The 17952-nt window shown below is 61.7% G+C and carries 18 protein-coding genes and 1 rRNA gene (1 of these 19 running past the window's edge); 10 read left to right on the top strand and 9 right to left on the bottom strand.

Annotated features, from left to right (window positions below):
- Both QQ992_RS02460 and tyrS read right to left on the bottom strand, forming a co-directional pair.
- Window positions 1-439, bottom strand: a 16S ribosomal RNA gene (locus tag QQ992_RS02460); it reaches 1098 nt to the left of the window's first position.
- 572 nt (window positions 440-1011) lie between these two features.
- Window positions 1012-2211 carry a tyrosine--tRNA ligase gene (tyrS, locus tag QQ992_RS02455; RefSeq protein WP_016715801.1) on the bottom strand — a complete coding sequence of 400 codons (1200 nt, stop codon included), beginning with the start codon at window positions 2209-2211 and terminating at the stop codon, window positions 1012-1014.
- Between the two features lie 213 nt (window positions 2212-2424).
- Here tyrS and QQ992_RS02450 point away from each other — a divergent pair, with 213 nt between their 5' ends.
- Window positions 2425-3846, top strand: coding sequence for a peptidoglycan DD-metalloendopeptidase family protein (locus tag QQ992_RS02450; RefSeq protein ID WP_105947264.1), 1422 nt, complete (start codon window positions 2425-2427; stop codon window positions 3844-3846).
- 3 nt (window positions 3847-3849) lie between these two features.
- Window positions 3850-4941, top strand: coding sequence for an anhydro-N-acetylmuramic acid kinase (locus tag QQ992_RS02445; RefSeq protein ID WP_286112138.1), 1092 nt, complete (start codon window positions 3850-3852; stop codon window positions 4939-4941).
- Window positions 4942-5000: 59 nt separating this feature from the next.
- On the opposite strand, the gene erpA is transcribed toward QQ992_RS02445, so the two are convergent.
- Both erpA and argC read right to left on the bottom strand, forming a co-directional pair.
- The gene (gene erpA, locus QQ992_RS02440; protein WP_003255511.1) at window positions 5001-5351 is read right to left on the bottom strand and encodes an iron-sulfur cluster insertion protein ErpA; all 351 of its coding nucleotides are present in this window, start codon (window positions 5349-5351) and stop codon (window positions 5001-5003) included.
- A 146-nt stretch (window positions 5352-5497) separates the two neighbouring features.
- Window positions 5498-6532 carry an N-acetyl-gamma-glutamyl-phosphate reductase gene (gene argC, locus QQ992_RS02435; RefSeq protein ID WP_016715798.1) on the bottom strand — a complete coding sequence of 345 codons (1035 nt, stop codon included), beginning with the start codon at window positions 6530-6532 and terminating at the stop codon, window positions 5498-5500.
- A 142-nt stretch (window positions 6533-6674) separates the two neighbouring features.
- On the opposite strand from argC, the gene hemJ reads away from it, so the two are divergent.
- The 6 genes from hemJ to QQ992_RS02405 all read left to right on the top strand — a co-directional run bounded on the left by hemJ (window position 6675) and on the right by QQ992_RS02405 (window position 11101).
- Window positions 6675-7100 carry a protoporphyrinogen oxidase HemJ gene (gene hemJ / locus QQ992_RS02430; RefSeq protein ID WP_016715797.1) on the top strand — a complete coding sequence of 142 codons (426 nt, stop codon included), beginning with the start codon at window positions 6675-6677 and terminating at the stop codon, window positions 7098-7100.
- A 28-nt stretch (window positions 7101-7128) separates the two neighbouring features.
- The gene (locus QQ992_RS02425) at window positions 7129-8085 is read left to right on the top strand and encodes an NAD(P)H-dependent flavin oxidoreductase (RefSeq protein WP_286112137.1); all 957 of its coding nucleotides are present in this window, start codon (window positions 7129-7131) and stop codon (window positions 8083-8085) included.
- A gap of 67 nt (window positions 8086-8152) precedes the next feature.
- Window positions 8153-8935: an SDR family NAD(P)-dependent oxidoreductase gene (locus tag QQ992_RS02420; protein ID WP_286112136.1), complete on the top strand. Its 783-nt coding sequence runs from the start codon at window positions 8153-8155 to the stop codon at window positions 8933-8935.
- A gap of 63 nt (window positions 8936-8998) precedes the next feature.
- Window positions 8999-9337, top strand: a complete 339-nt coding sequence (locus tag QQ992_RS02415) for a histidine triad nucleotide-binding protein (RefSeq protein ID WP_003255518.1) — start codon at window positions 8999-9001, stop codon at window positions 9335-9337.
- A 65-nt stretch (window positions 9338-9402) separates the two neighbouring features.
- Window positions 9403-10050 (top strand): 2-polyprenyl-3-methyl-6-methoxy-1,4-benzoquinone monooxygenase, encoded by a 648-nt coding sequence (coq7, locus tag QQ992_RS02410; RefSeq protein WP_110741672.1) that lies wholly within the window; start codon window positions 9403-9405, stop codon window positions 10048-10050.
- 10 nt (window positions 10051-10060) lie between these two features.
- A complete protein-coding gene (locus QQ992_RS02405; protein ID WP_286112135.1) occupies window positions 10061-11101 on the top strand; it encodes a DUF2157 domain-containing protein in 1041 nt (346 codons plus the stop codon).
- Between the two features lie 38 nt (window positions 11102-11139).
- On the opposite strand, the gene QQ992_RS02400 is transcribed toward QQ992_RS02405, so the two are convergent.
- Window positions 11140-11562 (bottom strand): OsmC family protein, encoded by a 423-nt coding sequence (locus tag QQ992_RS02400; protein WP_119368640.1) that lies wholly within the window; start codon window positions 11560-11562, stop codon window positions 11140-11142.
- 191 nt (window positions 11563-11753) lie between these two features.
- Between QQ992_RS02400 and crp the strand changes: the two genes are divergently transcribed.
- The gene (gene crp, locus QQ992_RS02395) at window positions 11754-12398 is read left to right on the top strand and encodes a cAMP-activated global transcriptional regulator CRP (protein ID WP_012270218.1); all 645 of its coding nucleotides are present in this window, start codon (window positions 11754-11756) and stop codon (window positions 12396-12398) included.
- Here crp and QQ992_RS02390 read toward each other — a convergent pair.
- The 4 genes from QQ992_RS02390 to QQ992_RS02375 form a co-directional block, all read right to left on the bottom strand.
- Window positions 12395-13099 (bottom strand): lipoate--protein ligase family protein, encoded by a 705-nt coding sequence (locus tag QQ992_RS02390; protein WP_019097609.1) that lies wholly within the window; start codon window positions 13097-13099, stop codon window positions 12395-12397. The genes crp and QQ992_RS02390 overlap by 4 nt on opposite strands.
- Window positions 13100-13204: 105 nt before the next feature.
- Entirely contained in the window at window positions 13205-14038 is an 834-nt protein-coding gene (gene trpC, locus QQ992_RS02385) for an indole-3-glycerol phosphate synthase TrpC (RefSeq protein WP_105947271.1), read from the bottom strand.
- The gene (gene trpD, locus QQ992_RS02380; protein ID WP_286112134.1) at window positions 14035-15084 is read right to left on the bottom strand and encodes an anthranilate phosphoribosyltransferase; all 1050 of its coding nucleotides are present in this window, start codon (window positions 15082-15084) and stop codon (window positions 14035-14037) included. Before trpD ends, trpC begins: the two co-directional genes overlap by 4 nt.
- A gap of 9 nt (window positions 15085-15093) precedes the next feature.
- Window positions 15094-15687 (bottom strand): aminodeoxychorismate/anthranilate synthase component II, encoded by a 594-nt coding sequence (locus QQ992_RS02375; protein ID WP_016715787.1) that lies wholly within the window; start codon window positions 15685-15687, stop codon window positions 15094-15096.
- 368 nt (window positions 15688-16055) lie between these two features.
- Between QQ992_RS02375 and estP the strand changes: the two genes are divergently transcribed.
- Window positions 16056-17945 (top strand): esterase EstP, encoded by a 1890-nt coding sequence (estP, locus tag QQ992_RS02370; protein ID WP_286112133.1) that lies wholly within the window; start codon window positions 16056-16058, stop codon window positions 17943-17945.
- The last annotated feature ends 7 nt before the right edge of the window (window positions 17946-17952 follow it).

Here is a 17952-nt window from a genome sequence, read left to right as displayed (position 1 = left end):
CAACTTAAAGTGCTTTACAATCCGAAGACCTTCTTCACACACGCGGCATGGCTGGATCAGGCTTTCGCCCATTGTCCAATATTCCCCACTGCTGCCTCCCGTAGGAGTCTGGACCGTGTCTCAGTTCCAGTGTGACTGATCATCCTCTCAGACCAGTTACGGATCGTCGCCTTGGTGAGCCATTACCCCACCAACTAGCTAATCCGACCTAGGCTCATCTGATAGCGCAAGGCCCGAAGGTCCCCTGCTTTCTCCCGTAGGACGTATGCGGTATTAGCGTTCCTTTCGAAACGTTGTCCCCCACTACCAGGCAGATTCCTAGGCATTACTCACCCGTCCGCCGCTGAATCAAGGAGCAAGCTCCCGTCATCCGCTCGACTTGCATGTGTTAGGCCTGCCGCCAGCGTTCAATCTGAGCCATGATCAAACTCTTCAGTTCAATACTGCTTGGGTTTTTAAGAAACCCTAAACTTGGCTCAGCAATCTCAAATGACTATGTGATTTCTCGCATGGTCACTTGTGATGCTGATAATCTTTTTGACTATCAGTCCGTACTCACAAGCACCCACACGAATTGCTTGATTCGATTTGTTAAAGAGCGTTTGGTTAAGAGCTTTTCGTCTCAACCGAGGCGCGCATTCTACGCTTTCCTCAGAGCCTGTCAAGCGTTTATTTTGAAGTTTTTTGCGAGAAACTCGTTTAGCTTCAAACACTTGGCTCGCTGCGATCTCTCGTAGCGGGAGGCGAATCATACAGCGTTTAAAGCCGCTGTCAACCACCATCTTAACCGCTTGCGATCATTCGATCGTAGCCCTTTCAACTCCACCTTAACTATTTAACTCGTTGAATCTCAAGGAGTTTTTCGTTCCGATGTCGCTGGAAGTGGGGCGCATTACAAGGGGATTCGAAAGCGCGTCAACCCTTAATTTCAAGAAACTTCAATATCGCTGAAAAACAAAGCGGGGAGGCCTGTCGACCTCCCCGCTTCTATATAGCTACACCATCAGACGATCACTCAGCCTTGAGGGTAACCCGGCCAAACGACTTCTTGCCCGCCTGGCACACGTGAGTGGCACCGAGAACAAAGATGAAGTCCTTGTCGACCACTGCGCCATCAACCTTCACTGCACCGCCACTCAGCAGGTCCCGCGCCTGCGCCGAGTTCTTCACCAGGCCAGCCCGGTTCAGCACAGCAGCAATTGGCAAGTCTTCGGCCGCAGCCACTTCGATCTCCGGCAGATCTTCCGGCAGCTCACCTTCCTTCATGCGATTACCCGCAGCGCGGTGAGCATTGGCCGCAGCCTCTTCACCATGGAAGCGCGCCACAATCTCTTCAGCCAGCTTGATCTTGATGTCACGCGGGTTGGCACCATTGGCAACATCGGCGCGGAACTGCTCGATCTCTTCCATCGAACGGAAGCTCAGCAACTCGAAATAGCGCCACATCAAGGTATCCGGGATCGATACCAGCTTGCTGTACATCACCCCCGGCGCTTCCTGGATGCCGACATAGTTGCCCAGCGACTTGGACATCTTCTTCACGCCATCGAGCCCTTCGAGCAGCGGCATGGTCACGATGTTCTGCGCTTCCTGGCCATAGGCGCGCTGCAGCTCGCGCCCCATCAACAGGTTGAACTTCTGGTCGGTACCACCCAGCTCGACGTCCGCCTTCAGCGCCACCGAGTCATAGCCTTGCACCAGCGGATAAAGGAACTCGTGAATGGCAATTGGCTGGTTGGTGGTATAGCGCTTGTCGAAGTCGTCGCGCTCCAACATGCGCGCCACGGTGTACTGCGACGCCAGGCGAATGAAGTCGGCCGGGGTCAGCTTGTCCATCCAGGTAGAGTTGAACGCGACCTCGGTCTTGGCCGGGTCGAGAATCTTGAACACCTGCTGCTTATAGGTCTCGGCGTTATCCAGCACCTGTTCACGGGTCAGCGGCGGGCGCGTGGCGCTCTTGCCGCTCGGGTCACCGATCATGCCGGTGAAGTCACCGATCAGGAAGATGACCTGATGGCCCAGCTCCTGGAACTGGCGCAGCTTGTTGATCAGCACCGTGTGGCCAAGGTGCAGGTCAGGCGCGGTCGGGTCGAAGCCGGCCTTGATGCGCAGAGGTTGGCCGCGCTTGAGCTTCTCCACCAGTTCCGACTCGACCAGTACTTCTTCCGCACCGCGCTTGATAAGCGCCAGCTGCTCTTCAACCGACTTCATAGACAAACCCGCAAGGCTCAGATTCAGGGGGAGCCAACCATACAAGATCGGCCGTCAATTACAAGTTTCGCAAAGGAATGTGACCCGAACACGGGGTTGCGGCGTCTACGCGCCCTTGCGTGAAAATGGATTTGGTTATATTTTATACAGTTATTTCATCTTCATCATGTCATTCATCTTTTCCATTTCACCTTTTTCAAAGTCACCTTGCCCATGACCAACGAACCGCCTAAAGCGCCCCCGCTTTATCCGAAGAGCCATCTGTTGGCCGCCAGCGGCATCGCCGCCCTGCTCAGCCTGGCTTTGCTGGTATTTCCCTCCAGCGAAGTGGAAGCCAAGAAAACCACCCTCAACCTCGAGCTGGAAAGCCCTGCCGAGCAGTTGAAAGACGAATCCCGCGCTGCGCCTCTGGTGCAGGCACAAGGTGAGCAAGGCTCGCCCTTCGCCCAGATCGAAGACGCTACCCCCGAGACACAGAAGGCCGAACAGCAAGCCCCTGCCGCCGAGCCGGTCGCCGAAGCAGCCAAGGAACCTGGCCATCGCGAAGTCACCGTGGCCCGTGGCGACACACTGTCCACCCTCTTTGCCAAGGTTGGCCTGCCGGCCAATGCAGTGCATGACCTGCTGGCCAGCAACAAGCAGGCCAAGCAGTTCAGCCAGCTCAAGCACGGCCAGGTGTTGCAGTTCGAGCTCGACAAGGACGGCCAGCTGGCCAGCCTGCACAGCAAGGTCAGCAACCTCGAAACCATTCGCCTGACCAAGACCGCCAAGGGCTACACCTTCAACCGTGAAATCAGCAAGCCGGTCGTGCGTACCGCCTATGCCCATGGCGTGATCAAAAGCTCGCTGTCGGCTTCGGCCCAGCGCGCCGGTCTGTCTCACAGCATGACCATGGACATGGCCCGCGTGCTGGGTTACGACATCGACTTCGCCCAGGATATTCGCCCAGGCGATGAATTCGACGTGGTCTACGAGCAGAAGGTGATGGACGGCAAGGTCGTCGGCACCGGCAATATCCTGTCCGCCCGCTTCACCAACCGGGGCAAAACCTACACTGCCGTGCGCTACACCAACAAGCAGGGCAACACTACCTACTACACCGCCGACGGCAACAGCCTGCGCAAGGCATTCATCCGTACCCCGGTGGACTTTGCCCGCATCAGCTCGCGCTTTTCCGCCGGCCGCAAGCACCCGATCCTGAACAAGATTCGTGCCCACAAAGGCGTCGACTACGCCGCCCCACGCGGTACGCCAATCAAGGCGGCGGGTGACGGCCGCATCGAACTGGCCGGGCGCCGTGGCGGTTACGGCAACACCGTGATCATCCAGCACGGCAACCGTTACAAGACGCTATACGGCCACATGCAGGGCTTTGCCAAAGGCATCAAGACCGGCAGCACCGTGAAGCAGGGCCAGATCATTGGTTACATCGGCACCACTGGCCTGTCCACCGGCCCACACCTGCACTACGAGTTCCAGGTCAATGGCGTGCACGTCGACCCGCTGAGCCAGAAGGTACCGATGGCCGACCCGATCGCCAGGAACGAGCGCCAGCGCTTCCTGCAGCAGAGCCAGCCGCTGATCGCCCGCATGGATCAGGAAAAGGCCACCCTGCTCGCAGCGAACAAGCGCTAAGCCATGGCGCTCTACCTGGGGGTAATGTCCGGCACCAGCCTCGATGGCCTGGACATTGCCCTGATCGAACAAGGCGAGCAGCCTGAACTGCTCGCCACGCATTACCTGCCCATGCCCGGCGACCTGCGCCAGGAACTGCTTGCGCTATGTAGCAGCGGCCCCGACGAGATCGCTCGTGCGGCACTGGCGGAAAATCGCTGGGCCAGCCTGGCAGGCGAAGGCATCCGCCAACTGCTGGCACGCCAGGGCCTGCAGGCCGATGCCATCCGCGCCATCGGCAGCCACGGCCAGACCATTCGCCACGAGCCTGCGCGCGGCTTTACCGTTCAGATCGGTAACCCGGCACTGCTCGCCGAGCTTACCGGCATCAGCGTGGTCGCCGACTTTCGCCGGCGCGATGTAGCGGCCGGTGGTCAAGGTGCGCCGCTGGTGCCGGCCTTCCACGAAACCCTTTTCGGCCATCTCGGCAAGCGTCTGGCGGTCTTGAACGTGGGCGGTTTCAGCAACCTCAGCCTGATCGAGCAAGACAAGCCGGTCCACGGTTTCGACTGCGGCCCCGGTAACGTGTTGCTGGATGCCTGGATCGAGCGCAAGCACGGCCAGGCCTATGATGCCGATGGTGCCTGGGCAGCGTCTGGAGGGGTGCAGGCCGGCTTGCTCAACGCATTGCTGGCCGACCCGTTCTTCGCCGGTAGCGGCCCGAAGAGCACGGGCCGCGAGGTATTCAACCTACCTTGGCTGGATGGCCACCTGGCCCGCCTGCCTGCCTACCGCGATGAGGATGTGCAGGCGACACTGCTTGAGCTGACCGCACGCAGCATCATCGACTCGCTGGTCAATGCCCAACAAGGCACCGAGGCACTGCTGGTCTGTGGTGGCGGTGCACGCAACGGTGCACTCATGGCCCGTCTCGGCCAGTTGCTGCCTGAAGCCCGCGTCACCAGCACTGGCGCCCACGGCGTTGCCCCTGACTGGGTAGAGGCCATGGCTTTTGCCTGGCTGGCCCATTGCTGCCTGGAAGGCATCCCCGCCAACCGCCCTAGCGTCACTGCCGCCAAGGGCCTGCGCGTACTGGGCGCAATCTACCCGGCCTAACCGCTACGCCAGAAAGCAAAACGCCGCGCAATTGCGCGGCGTTTTCGTATGGCCAGGCCTCAGATCGAGAACGAGGACCCACAACCGCAGGTAGTGGCGGCATTCGGGTTCTTGATCACGAAACGCGAGCCTTCCAGGCCTTCCTGGTAGTCCACTTCGGCGCCAGCCAGGTACTGGAAGCTCATTGGGTCGACCACCAGCGACACGCCTTCACGCTCGACGATGGTGTCGTCTTCAGCCACATCCTCATCGAAAGTGAAGCCGTACTGGAAGCCCGAGCAACCGCCACCGGTCACGAACACCCGCAACTTCAGACGTTCATTGCCTTCCTCATTGACCAGGTTCTTCACTTTCTGGGCTGCCCCATGGGTGAATTCCAGACCGGTAGGGGTGAAGGTTTCGACGCTCATGTTGATTCTCCCGGCGCGGTAGCCGTCTTAAAACTCGATGACGCGCATTATCCGCTTCTCCGAGAAAATTGGTCAAGAATTGTGCGGCTTTAGTCGCGACATACAAAAAGGCCCGCACGACGCGGGCCTTTTCAAAGCAAGGATGCTTACGGCAGCAGGCCAGCGTGGGACAAGCCCATGCGCTCGTCCAGACCGAACAGGATGTTCAGGTTCTGTACCGCCTGGCCCGACGCGCCCTTGACCAGGTTGTCGATCACCGACAGCACCACCACCAGGTCACCACCCTGCGGGCGGTGAACCGCAATGCGGCAGACGTTGGCGCCGCGCACGCTACGGGTTTCCGGGTGGCTTCCCGCTGGCATCACGTCGACGAACGGCTCATCGGCGTAGCGCTTCTCGAACAGCGCCTGCAGGTCGACCGAGGTATCGACGACATTTGCGTACAGGGTGGCGTGGATACCACGGATCATCGGCGTCAGGTGCGGCACGAAGGTCAGGCCGATGTCCTTGCCAGCGGCCAGGCGCAGGCCCTGGCTGATTTCCGGCAGGTGGCGATGGCCTTTGACCGCGTAGGCCTTCATGCTTTCGCCGGCTTCGCAGAACAGCGAACCCACTGCCGCACCACGGCCAGCGCCGCTGACACCCGACTTGCAGTCGGCGATCAGGCGCGACGGGTCGGCCAGGCCCGCTTCCAGCAACGGCAGGAAGCCCAGCTGGGTGGCGGTCGGGTAGCAACCCGGCACTGCAATCAGGCGCGCCTGGCGGATTTTCTCGCGGTTGACTTCAGGCAGGCCGTACACCGCGTCCTTGAGCAGCTCTGGAGCACCGTGCGGCTGGCCGTACCACTTGCCCCACTCGGTGGCATCCTGCAGGCGGAAGTCGGCCGACAGGTCGATCACCTTGGTACCGGCTGCCAGCAGTTCACCGGCCAGTGCATGGGCGACACCGTGCGGGGTGGCGAAGAACACCACGTCACAGGCAGCCAGAGTTTTGCTGTCCGGCACGCTGAACGCCAGCCCGTCATAGTGGCCGCGCAGGTTCGGGTACATGTCCGCCACCGCCACGCCCGCCTCGGAGCGCGAAGTGATGACCGCCACTTCGGCCTGTGGATGCTGTGCCAGCAGACGCAACAGTTCGACGCCGGTGTAACCCGTGCCGCCGACGATACCGACCTTGATCATAACGCTTGCCCCTTATCAACGAGCCGTCTGGAAAGCGCACGATAATAGGGGCGCAAGGCGCCTGTAACAACTCTTCGGGTGACCCTTCGGGCGCTTGACCACTACTATCTGACGACCGTGAATACCTGAAGGAACTCCCTCCATGCTTTACCTATGGATCAAAGCGCTGCATATCGTCAGCGTGGTCTGCTGGTTCGCCGGCCTTTTCTACCTGCCCAGGCTGTTCGTCTACCACGCGCAAAGCCAGGACAGCATCAGCCAGGACCGCTTCGTGACCATGGAGCGCAAGCTGTACCGCGGCATCATGAACCCGGCGATGATCGCCACCTACGTGTTCGGCGCGTGGATGCTGTACCTCACCCCCGGCTGGCTGAGCCAGGGCTGGCTGCATGCCAAGCTGACCCTGGTCATCCTGCTGACCGGCTACCATCACATGTGCGGCGCCCAGCGCAAACGCTTCGCCAGCGGCAACAACACCCGCAGCCACGTCTACTATCGCTGGTTCAACGAAGTACCCGTGCTGTTCCTGCTGGGTATCGTAATTCTGGTGGTGGTCAAACCGTTCTGACATAGCCACCCGCACAAGGAGCTTTGCCATGTCGCTACCCGCCTCGCTCGAACAACGCCTGCGCCTGCCGGTGGTTGCCGCACCGATGTTCCTGATCTCCAACCCCCAACTGGTGCTGGCCTGCTGCGCCAACGGCGTGGTGGGCAGCTTTCCGGCCCTGAACCAGCGTGACAGCGCCGGCTTCAAGGCGTGGCTGGAAGAGATCGAGGCAGGCCTGGCACAACTGCAGACACCCGCGCCCTACGCGGTCAACCTGATCGTCCACCCGACCAACCCGCGCCTGCAGGCCGACCTGGCCCTGTGCGTAGAGCACCGCGTGCCAATCGTCATCACCAGCCTCGGTGCTGTGAAGGAGGTGGTCGATGCCGTGCACGGTTACGGTGGGCTGGTGTTCCACGATGTCACCACCCGCCGCCACGCCGAAAAAGCTGCTGAAGCAGGCGTGGACGGGTTGATCGCTGTCGCCGCTGGTGCGGGTGGCCATGCCGGTACCTGGAGCCCGTTCGCCCTGGCTGCGGAGATTCGCCAGTTCTTCGACAAGACCCTGCTGCTGGCCGGCTGCATGAACCACGGCCATGAGATCCTGGCTGCGCAACTATTGGGCGCTGACCTGGCCTACATGGGCACGCGCTTCATCGCCACGGCAGAAAGCCACGCCCAGAATGCCTACAAGCAGATGCTGCTGAGCGCCCACGCGGCAGACATCATCCACACCCCGGCAGTATCCGGCATCCCTGCCAGCTTCCTGCGCCCAAGCCTGGAGCAGGCAGGGTATGACATGAATGCCCTCAAGAGCGGCCACGAACAGGGCAAGCTCAAACCGATCGACGACGAAGCCAAAGCCTGGAAGACCGTCTGGTCGGCGGGCCAGGGCGTCGGTGGTATCGACGACCTGCCCAGTGCCAGCGCCCTGATCGAGCGCCTGCACAGCGAGTACCGAGAGGCACTGGAACGCTGCCAGGCCCTGCGCGCCCGCACCTTGTAGCAAAAGGCAACACCTTGCCCGGCCAAGCTGTACACTAGGCGCCCTCTTCCGGCCCCAGGAGCCTTGCATGACCCGTTACGCCATGATCACCGGTGCTTCCAGCGGCCTGGGCCTGGCCCTGGCGGAAGCCCTGGCACGGCGCGGGCGCAACCTGATCCTGGTGGCACGCCAGCGAGAAACGCTGGAACCGGTGGCCATCGAGCTGACCCAACGCTTTGGTGTCGAGGTACTGTTTCGCGCCTGCGACCTCAGCCAGCCGCTGCGCCTGTCTGGCTTCGTGCTGGAGCTGGAAGAAGGCGAGCGACGTATCGACCTGCTTGTAAACTGCGCCGGCCTGCGTAGCTACGGGCCGTTCCTGGCCCATGAATGGGCCGACGAGCAGGACCTGCTGGAGGTCAACGTACTGGCCCTGAGCCGCCTGTGTCACGCCATCGGTAACCTGATGGCCGTACAGGGCGGCGGGCAGATCCTCAACGTCGCAGGCCTGGCCGGGGTCGCCCCTGGCCCATGGATGGCAGCCTATGCCGCCAGCAAGGCGTACGTACTGAGTTTTTCCCAGGCCCTGCGCGAAGAACTCAAGCGCACCGGTATCAAGGTTTCGGTGCTATGCCCCGGCCCGGTCCGCTCCTCACGCCGACGCATACCGCGGCTCGATGGCAAACCACGCTGCCTGAGCCCCGAGGAAGTGGCGTTGTACACCGTGCGTGCGCTGGACAAGAACCGCGCACTGATCCTGCCCGGCCGGCGCAACCGCTGGCTGGCATTTGCCCCGCGCCTGCTGCCACGCTGGCTGCTGCGCAAGCTGGCCGGGGCCATCCACCGCCGCTATTGCCCGGTCGGCATGGAATAGGCACTGGGCGAGCGGCGCCCGGCTGAGTACACTCGGCCCGACCCTCACCATGGAGCAAGTGCTGTGGACGATCTTTTCCTCAAAATCATCAACCGGGAAATCCCGGCGGATATCATCTACGAAGACGACCAGATCCTGGCCTTCAAGGACATTGCACCCGCGGCACCGGTACATTTTCTGGTCATCCCGAAAAAGCACATCCGCACGCTCAATGACCTGACCGAAGAAGACAAGGCCCTGGCTGGCCACATCCTGTTCACCGCCCAGCGCCTGGCTGTCGAGCAGGGCTGCGAGGAAGGCTTCCGCGTGGTCATGAACTGCAACCCGAAAGGCGGCCAGACCGTCTACCACATCCATATGCACGTGCTTGGCCAGCGCCAGATGAACTGGCCGCCGGGCTGATCCACGGCAAGCGACCCCGCCGCTATTGCGGTAAACTGTCGGGCACATTCTTGCGGAGGTGCCCGATGGCTACCGAACGTCACTACTCGCCGCTCGACCGCTTGTTGCTGCAGGCCGATACCGCCATGCGCACCTTGCTGCCCTTCAGCGGCCAACCCGCCCGGCCATCGCCGGCCATCGTCCAGCCAGACGTCGACCTCGACGAGCAGCAGACCCGCCACATCGCCGGGCTGATGCGCATCAACCACACCGGTGAAGTGTGCGCCCAGGCGCTGTATCAGGGCCAGGCCCTGACCGCCAAGCTGCCCGAAGTGCGCAAGGCCATGGAGCATGCCGCCGAGGAAGAAGTGGACCACCTGGCCTGGTGCGAGCAACGCATTCGCCAACTGAACAGCCACCCGAGCGTGCTAAACCCCCTGTTCTACGGCATGTCGTTCGGCATCGGCGCACTCGCCGGGCTGGTCAGCGACAAGGTCAGCCTGGGTTTCGTCGCCGCCACCGAGCACCAGGTGTGCAAGCACCTCGACGAGCACCTGGAGCAGATCCCGCAGGAAGATGAAAAGTCCCGGGCCATTCTCGAACAAATGCGCATCGACGAAGAGCAGCACGCGGAGTCCGCACTGGAAGCCGGCGGTTATCGCTTCCCTGCCCCGGTTCGCTTTGGCATGAGCTTGCTGGCCAAGGTCATGACCAAGAGCACTTACCGCATCTGAAGGCATCACCATGACGGACCGTTTCGACGCCAAGGACCTGGCGCGCGCCGTGCAAGCCGGCATTCTGCAGCCGGGGCAGGACCAAGCCCTGCTTGAGTTCCTGCGCCAGCAACCGGCGCAACGTGGCAGCTTCCAGCTGGCCCATGTCGCCTTCTACTTTGGCGCCATGCTGATCATGGCGGCCATGGGCTGGCTGCTCACCGAGGCGTGGATGCGCATCGGTGACATCGCCCTGCTGGTCATCGCCAGCCTGTACATCCTGCTGCTCACAGTGTTTGCCCTCAACCTGCAACGGCGTGCCCAGCCTGTCGCTGCCGGGGTGTTGGCCGCGGTGGCCGTCAGCATCGTGCCCCTGGCAGTGTTCGCCATCGAACGCCTGGCCGGTTGGTGGCCACTGGACGACGCGCAAGCCAACTATCACCAGTACTACACCTATGTGCAGGGCGGCTGGCTGGCGATGGAAGCGGCCACGGTGCTTGCCGGGTTGCTGATGCTGCGGCTGATCCCTTACCCGTTCATCGTCATGCCGATGGCCGTGGCGTTATGGTTCATGTCGATGGACCTGAGCGAATGGTTCTTTGGCTCGCCGTTCAGCTGGGAGCAGCGCCGCGAGGTTTCGCTGTGGTTCGGGTTGGGTTTGCTGGTGGTGTTCCTGGGCATAGATGGTCGCACGCGAGAGGACTACGCCCGCTGGGGCTACCTGGCCGGGCTGGCGGCATTCTGGGGCGGGTTGACGCTGCTGGACAGCGGCAGTGAGTTGGGCAAGGCCGTGTACTGCCTGGTCAACATTGCGCTGATGGGCATGGCGGTGCTGTTGCGCCGGCCGGTGTTCATGGTGTTTGGTGCGCTGGGGGTGGCGGCTTACCTGGGGTACTTGTCGTACGACGTGTTTGCCGAATCGCTGCTGTTCCCGGTGGTAGTGACTTTGATCGGGCTGGGGGTTATCTGGCTGGGCCTGGTTTACCAGAAGCGGCGGGAGCGGTTGAGCCAAGTGATGCGGGGATGGCTGCCAGCGTGGGCGCGAGCTGCACTGCCGGCACTTCGGAGTTGATATTGCCGGGGCTGCTTCGCAGCCCCGGCTTCTCGAAATCAACCCAGCTCTACAATCTCGTAACCATGGGTAATCTCAACCCCGGCACGCTCGAGCATGATCGAAGCCGAGCAGTACTTCTCCGCCGACAGCTCCACCGCCCGCTTGACCTGGGCTTCTTTCAACGCACGGCCTTTCACCACGAAATTCATGTGAATCCTGGTGAACACCTTCGGGTCTTCGCTGGCACGCTCGGCTTCCAGAAAGGCCTCGCAGCTTTCCACCGCCTGGCGCGATTTTTTCAGGATGCTCACCACGTCAAAGCTGCTGCAGCCACCCAGGCCCAACAGCAGCATTTCCATCGGGCGCACACCCAGGTTGCGGCCGCCGGCCTCGGGCGGGCCGTCCATCACGACGACATGGCCACTCCCCGACTCGCCGAGGAACATGGCCTCACCGGCCCACTGGATACGTGCCTTCATCTACCCGGACTCCTGATTTTCGGAAAAGGGTGTCAGCTTAGACCTTGTGCGGCTGTGGGAAAAGTACGAGAGGTGTCGGTTTAGTACCGAAACATCCTGTAGTGTCTGATAAGCTGGCGCCAAATGACTGGCGCTCGCCGCCAGCCAACCTCTATAAAAAGCCTATGCGTCGTATCGAACAGGATTTCGTGATGGTTGCCTCCGCCCTACCCGCCAAGATCAAGAATATCGACAAGCTGCTGGTGCACTGCCAGCGCCGCCGCTATACCGCCAAAAGCAACATCATCTGCGCCGGCGACCGGGCCGAGACACTGTCGTTCATCATCAAGGGTTCGGTGACCATCCTCATCGAAGACGACGACGGGCATGAAATGATCATTGCCTACCTCAACAATGGCGATTTCTTTGGCGAGCTGGGCCTGTTCGAACCCGTGGAAGGTGAACAGCAGCGCAGTGCCTGGGTACGGGCCAAGACCGAGTGCGAAGTGGCCGAGATCAGTTACGAGAAGTTTCGCGAACTGGCGCGCCAGGACCCGGAAATCCTCTACGCGCTGGGCAGCCAGATGGCCCAGCGCCTGCGCAACACCACGCGCAAAGTCGGCGACCTGGCCTTTTTCGACGTGACCGGGCGGGTTGCCCGCTGCCTGCTGGAGCTGTGCAAGCAGCCTGATGCCATGACCCACCCCGACGGCATGCAGATCAAGATTACCCGTCAGGAAATCGGCCGTATCGTCGGATGCTCGCGGGAAATGGTCGGCCGCGTCCTCAAGGACCTTGAAGAGCGCAGCCTGGTACAGGTCAAGGGCAAGACCATGGTGGTCTACGGTACCCGCTAGTCTTTGGGCAGGTCTGCCAGCACCTTGGCGTAGGCCTGTGACAGGCGCTCGAACCAGGGCGCCTCGGGTGCCACTTCATGCAAGGCGATGTGCGCGTCGGCGCGGCAGCGTTGCTCCAGGTCGCAGCATTCATTGAAGCGGTTGACCGCCGCCACCATCGACTCCCGTTCGTTGTCCAGCAGCAACGCACCGTGCACCAGCACCACCGGGCGTTTGCCGCCCAGCCCTTGGCGCCAGCGCTGGGCAGTGCCCACCAGCTTGCGGCCATTGAGGTTGACGTTGTAGCGGCCATCGCAGAACGCACCGTCAATTTCCCCCACCGACGCTACCCCACCCCACTCGCGCAGCACATCGCACAGCGGCAGGCACAAACGTTCGTAGGCGTTCTCGATGCGGCCATGATCACCTTCGCTGCGCGGGGCGACATAGACCAGTGCAACGTTCACGGTCGAATGCGACTGCGGTACCGGCTCACCGCCCGTCTCACGCAGCAGCACCGGCCAGCCGGCAATCGCCAGCTCCGAGCAGGCGGCCTCGAAGTTGTCCAGACGGCTCATGCGCCGGGGCATGACCAGGGCATGGTCGGTGGGGCGCCAGAACAGCACGCCACTGTCGCGTTCGCCGCGGCACACGGCGGCCAGCAATTCCTGTTCGGCGTGCAGGCCTTGTTCGACGGTCAGGGCCAGGGGTTGATCGGTCATTGATCCACCTTTGATGTTGTTATTGATGGCCTCTTCGCGGCGGTCCGGCGCGAGAGGCCATGACAGGCATACAAAAAAGCCGGCAAAAACGCCGGCTTCATTTATTCAGTCCAGTGGCTGAACAGTCTTCTTCACCTGCTCCGGGAAGAACAACCGCTGCAACTCCAGCCCAGGCTGCTCGGCACGCATGAACGCTTCGCCCACCAGGAACGAGTAAACCTCGTTGATCGCCATCAGCTCCACATCGGCCCGGTTGAGAATGCCACTCTCGGTAATTGCCAGGCGATCACGCGGAATACGCGGCAGCAGGTCGAGGGTGGTTTCCAGGCTGACCTCGAAGGTATGCAGGTTGCGGTTGTTCACCCCCACCAGCGGCGTATCCAAGGTTTTCAGCGCGCGCTCCAGCTCATCACCGTCGTGCACTTCCACCAGCACGTCGAGGCCGACATCCTTGGCCGTAGCCGCCAGCTCGGCCATCTTCACGTCATCCAGTGCCGACACGATCAACAGCACACAGTCCGCACCCAAGGCCCGGGCTTCGACGATCTGGTAAGGGTCGACCATGAAGTCTTTGCGGATGACCGGCAGCGATACCGCCGCGCGGGCCTGCTGCAGGTATTCATCGGCACCCTGGAAATAGTCGACATCGGTCAGCACCGACAGGCAGGTTGCGCCGCCTTTCTCGTAGCTAACCGCGATTTCCGCCGGCACGAAGTGCTCGCGGATCACGCCCTTGCTCGGCGAAGCCTTCTTGATTTCGGCAATCACCGCTGGCTGCTTGCGCTTGGCTTGCTCGATCAGCGCGTTGGCGAAGCCACGCGGGGCATCGGCAGCTTTGGCCAGGCGTTCCAGCTCGGCAAGGCTGACGCGCGCGCTGCGCTCGGCCACTTCCTGGAACTTGCGGGCAATGATCCTTTCCAGCACCGTCGGCACACTCATGCTTCGTTCTCCACCTTGAATACTGCAGTAAAGGCACCCAGCTCCTGCAGCTTTTCCCAGGCCAGGCCGGTGTGCAGTACATCGTGGGCCAGTTCCACGCCCTGGGCCAGGGTCATCGCGTGATCGGCGGCATAGAGCGCAGCCCCCGCGTTGAGCACGATCATTTCAGCGGCCTTCTGGCCGTTTTCGGTCTTGCGACGGCCCAGCGCATCGCGGATCAGCTCAAGCGACGCTTGCGGGTTCTCGACAGCCAGGCCATGCAGGCTCTGGCTCTTCATGCCGAGGTCTTCCGGTTCGACCCAATATTCAGTGATTTCGCCGTTCTTCAACTCGGCAACAAAAGTAGGGGCAGCCAGGCTGAACTCATCCAGGCCGTCCTTCGAATGCACCACCAGCACATGCTTGCTGCCCAGGCGTTGCAGTACCTCAGCCAACGGGCGGCACAGGGTCTGGGCGAACACGCCGACCACCTGGTGCTTCACTCCGGCCGGATTCGTAAGCGGGCCGAGCATATTGAACAGGGTACGCAGCCCCAGGTCGCGACGCGGGCCGGCAGCATGCTTCATGGCCGAATGATGGCTTTGCGCGAACATGAAGCCGATGCCTAAGCTGTCAATGCAGCGGGCCACCTGGGGGGGCGTCAGGTTCAGGTAGATACCGGCGGCTTCCAGCAGGTCGGCGCTACCGCTCTTGCCCGACACCGCGCGGTTACCGTGCTTGGCCACGGTGCAGCCTGCCGCCGCCAGGACGAACGACGAAGCGGTGGACACGTTGAAGATGTTGGCGCCATCACCGCCGGTGCCGACGATGTCGACCACGCCATCGAGGCTTTTCAGTTCGACCTTGTCGGCCAGTTCACGCATGACCGACACCGCACCGACAATTTCGTCGATGCTTTCGCTTTTCATGCGCATGCCCATCAGGAAGGCACCGATCTGCGCTTCAGTGCACTGGCCAGTCATGATCTGGCGCATCACATCGCGCATTTCTTCGGTAGTGAGGTCCAGCTGGCCGACGATACGGCTTAACGCGCTCTTGATATCCATGCTCGATCCTTAACGGCGGCCGCCGGTCTGCTTGAGGAAGTTGGCGAACAGCTCGTGGCCCTGTTCGGTCAGGATCGACTCGGGGTGGAACTGCACCCCTTCGATATTCAGCGTCTTGTGGCGCAGGCCCATGATTTCATCGACCGAGCCGTCTTCATGCGCAGTCCACGCCGTGACTTCCAGGCAGTCGGGCAAGGTTTCGCGCTTGACCACCAGCGAGTGGTATCGGGTAACGGTCAGCGGGTTGTTGAGCCCGGTGAACACACCCAGGTCGCGGTGGTGCACCGGGCTGGTCTTGCCGTGCATCACCTGGCGGGCACGCACCACGTCACCCCCAAAGGCCTGGCCGATGGACTGATGGCCCAGGCACACGCCCAGGATCGGCAGCTTGCCGGCAAAATGCAGGATAGCCTCGATGGACACACCGGCCTCGCTCGGTGTGCACGGGCCAGGGGATACGACGATGCGCTCAGGGTTGAGTGCTTCGATCTGTGCGATGGTCATTTCGTCATTGCGAATGACCTTCACCTCAGCACCGAGCTCGCCAAGGTACTGAACGACGTTGTAAGTGAATGAGTCGTAATTGTCGATCATCAGTAACATGGTGTTAAACCTCTTGGACTTACTGACTTCAGAATTCGAACCTTCTTGCTGCCGTCACGGGCACGGCTTCGCCACAAAGGGCAGAAAATGAAGAAGGCAAACGGGGACGGGCCGGGCGGGCCGGCAAGAGATAAAGTCAGGCGCGCCAACGCCAACGGGCGTGGGCCTTGATTACGCGCATCAAGAGTTTGCTGACGATCAACACAGGATAAGTCTCGCTCATACGTCCCGGCACAGTAGCCTACCGGGGCGGCGGGCGCAATATGCCTGTAAACACGGGGTAACGAATGGACTTGTGAACAAAGACCTTTGCTTTGTTAAGGTCAATCGGGCTGTTTCCATAAAAACAATGAAAAGGATATCTACCCATGCAACGTTTGCATTACCTACGCCTCACTCTCTGCTCCCTCTCACTGGCCTGCTGCCAGGCCGTGGCGGCACCTTCGCCTTACTCATCCCTGATCGTGTTCGGCGACAGCCTTGGTGACGCCGGCCAGTTCCCGGACCTTGAGGGAGGCACCGACAGCCTGCGCTACACCAACCGAGAGGCCGATGGAACATTCGCCCCGGTGTCGTCCATGATCCTCGGCGGGCAGCTGGGTGTTGCGCCTGACGACCTCAACCCCTCCACATCGATAGGGATCCGCCCGGATGGCAACAACTGGGCAGTGGGTGGCTACACCACCCAGCAGATACTCGACTCGATCATCGGCACCTCCCAGCTGATCGTCCCTCCTGGCAACCCGGGCGAAGGAACTGTGTATCGTGAACGCCCAGGCTACCTGGCCAATGGCCTGCGCGCCGACCCCAATGCCCTCTACTACCTGACCGGTGGCGGCAACGACTTCTTTCAGGGCCTGGTGAACAGTCCCGCAGAGGCTGCGGCAGCAGGCGGGCGACTGGCGGCTAGCGCCCAGGCACTGCAGCAAGGAGGCGCACGCTACATCATGGTGTGGTTGCTGCCCGACATCGGCCTCACGCCGAACTTCAGTGGCACGCCTTTGCAAGGCCCGCTGTCTCAATTGTCGAGTGTGTTCAACCAGTCGCTGGTCAGCCAGCTTGAGCAGGTCGATGCCGAGATCATCCCGCTGAATGTACCCGCCCTGCTGAAAGAAGCGGTCGCCGACCCGAACACGTTCGGCCTGGCGGATGGCAACAGCTTGATCAGCACCTGCTACAGCGGCAGCAACTGTGTAGCGCACCCGGTCTACGGTGAGAACGGCACATCACCCGACCCCACCAAATTGCTGTTCAACGATTCGGTCCACCCCACCATCGCCGGCCAACAGATAATAGCCGACTACGCCTACTCGATCCTCTCCGCACCATGGGAACTGACCCTGCTTCCGGAAATGGCCCACACAAGCCTGCGTGCCCACCAGGACGAACTGCGCAACCAGTGGCAGACACCCTGGCAGGCCGTTGGCCAGTGGCAAGCCTTTGTCGCCAGCGGCGCCCAGGACCTGGATTTCGACGGCCAGAGCAGCGCGGCCAGTGGCGATGGCCGCGGCTACAACCTGACCGTGGGCGGCAGCTACCGCCTGAACGACGCCTGGCGCCTGGGCCTGGCCGGAGGCGTATACCGGCAGAAGCTGGAAGCCGGCGAACACGACTCGGACTACACGCTGAACAGCTATCTGGCCAGCGCCTTTGCCCAATACCGCCAGGGCCGCTGGTGGGCGGATGCCGCGCTGACCGCCGGGCACCTGGATTACAGCGACCTCAAGCGCACCTTCGCCCTTGGCGTGAATGACCGCAGCGAAAAAGGCGACACTGATGGCGAGGCCTGGGCGATGTCCGGGCGGCTGGGCTACAACCTGGCGGCCGACAGCAGCAACTGGCAGCTGGCACCCTTCATCAGTGCCGACTATGCGCGGGTGAAGGTGGATGGTTACGACGAGAAGAGCGGGCGCTCGACAGCGCTGGGCTTCGATGACCAGGAGCGCACATCACGCCGCCTGGGCCTGGGGTTGCAGGGCAGTGTGCAGGTGCTGCCGAGTACCCGGCTGTTCGCCGAAGTGGCGCAAGAACATGAGTTCGAGGATGACCGGCAGGATGTGACCATGCACCTGACCAGCCTCCCGGCGAATGATTTCACCCTGACCGGGTATACGCCGAACAGCGACCTGACCCGGGCGAGCCTGGGGGTGAGCCATGAAGTGGTGGCAGGGGTGCATTTGCGCGGAAACTACAACTGGCGCAAGAGTGATGAATTGACCCAGCAGGGGGTGAGCCTGGGGATCAGCGTGGACTTCTGAATAGATG

It is taken from the genome of Pseudomonas kurunegalensis (assembly GCF_030291635.1).
GTDB lineage: Bacteria > Pseudomonadota > Gammaproteobacteria > Pseudomonadales > Pseudomonadaceae > Aquipseudomonas > Aquipseudomonas monteilii.
The sequence above is the reverse complement of the archived record's forward strand: the minus strand, read 5'-3'. Positions and strand labels throughout refer to the sequence as shown.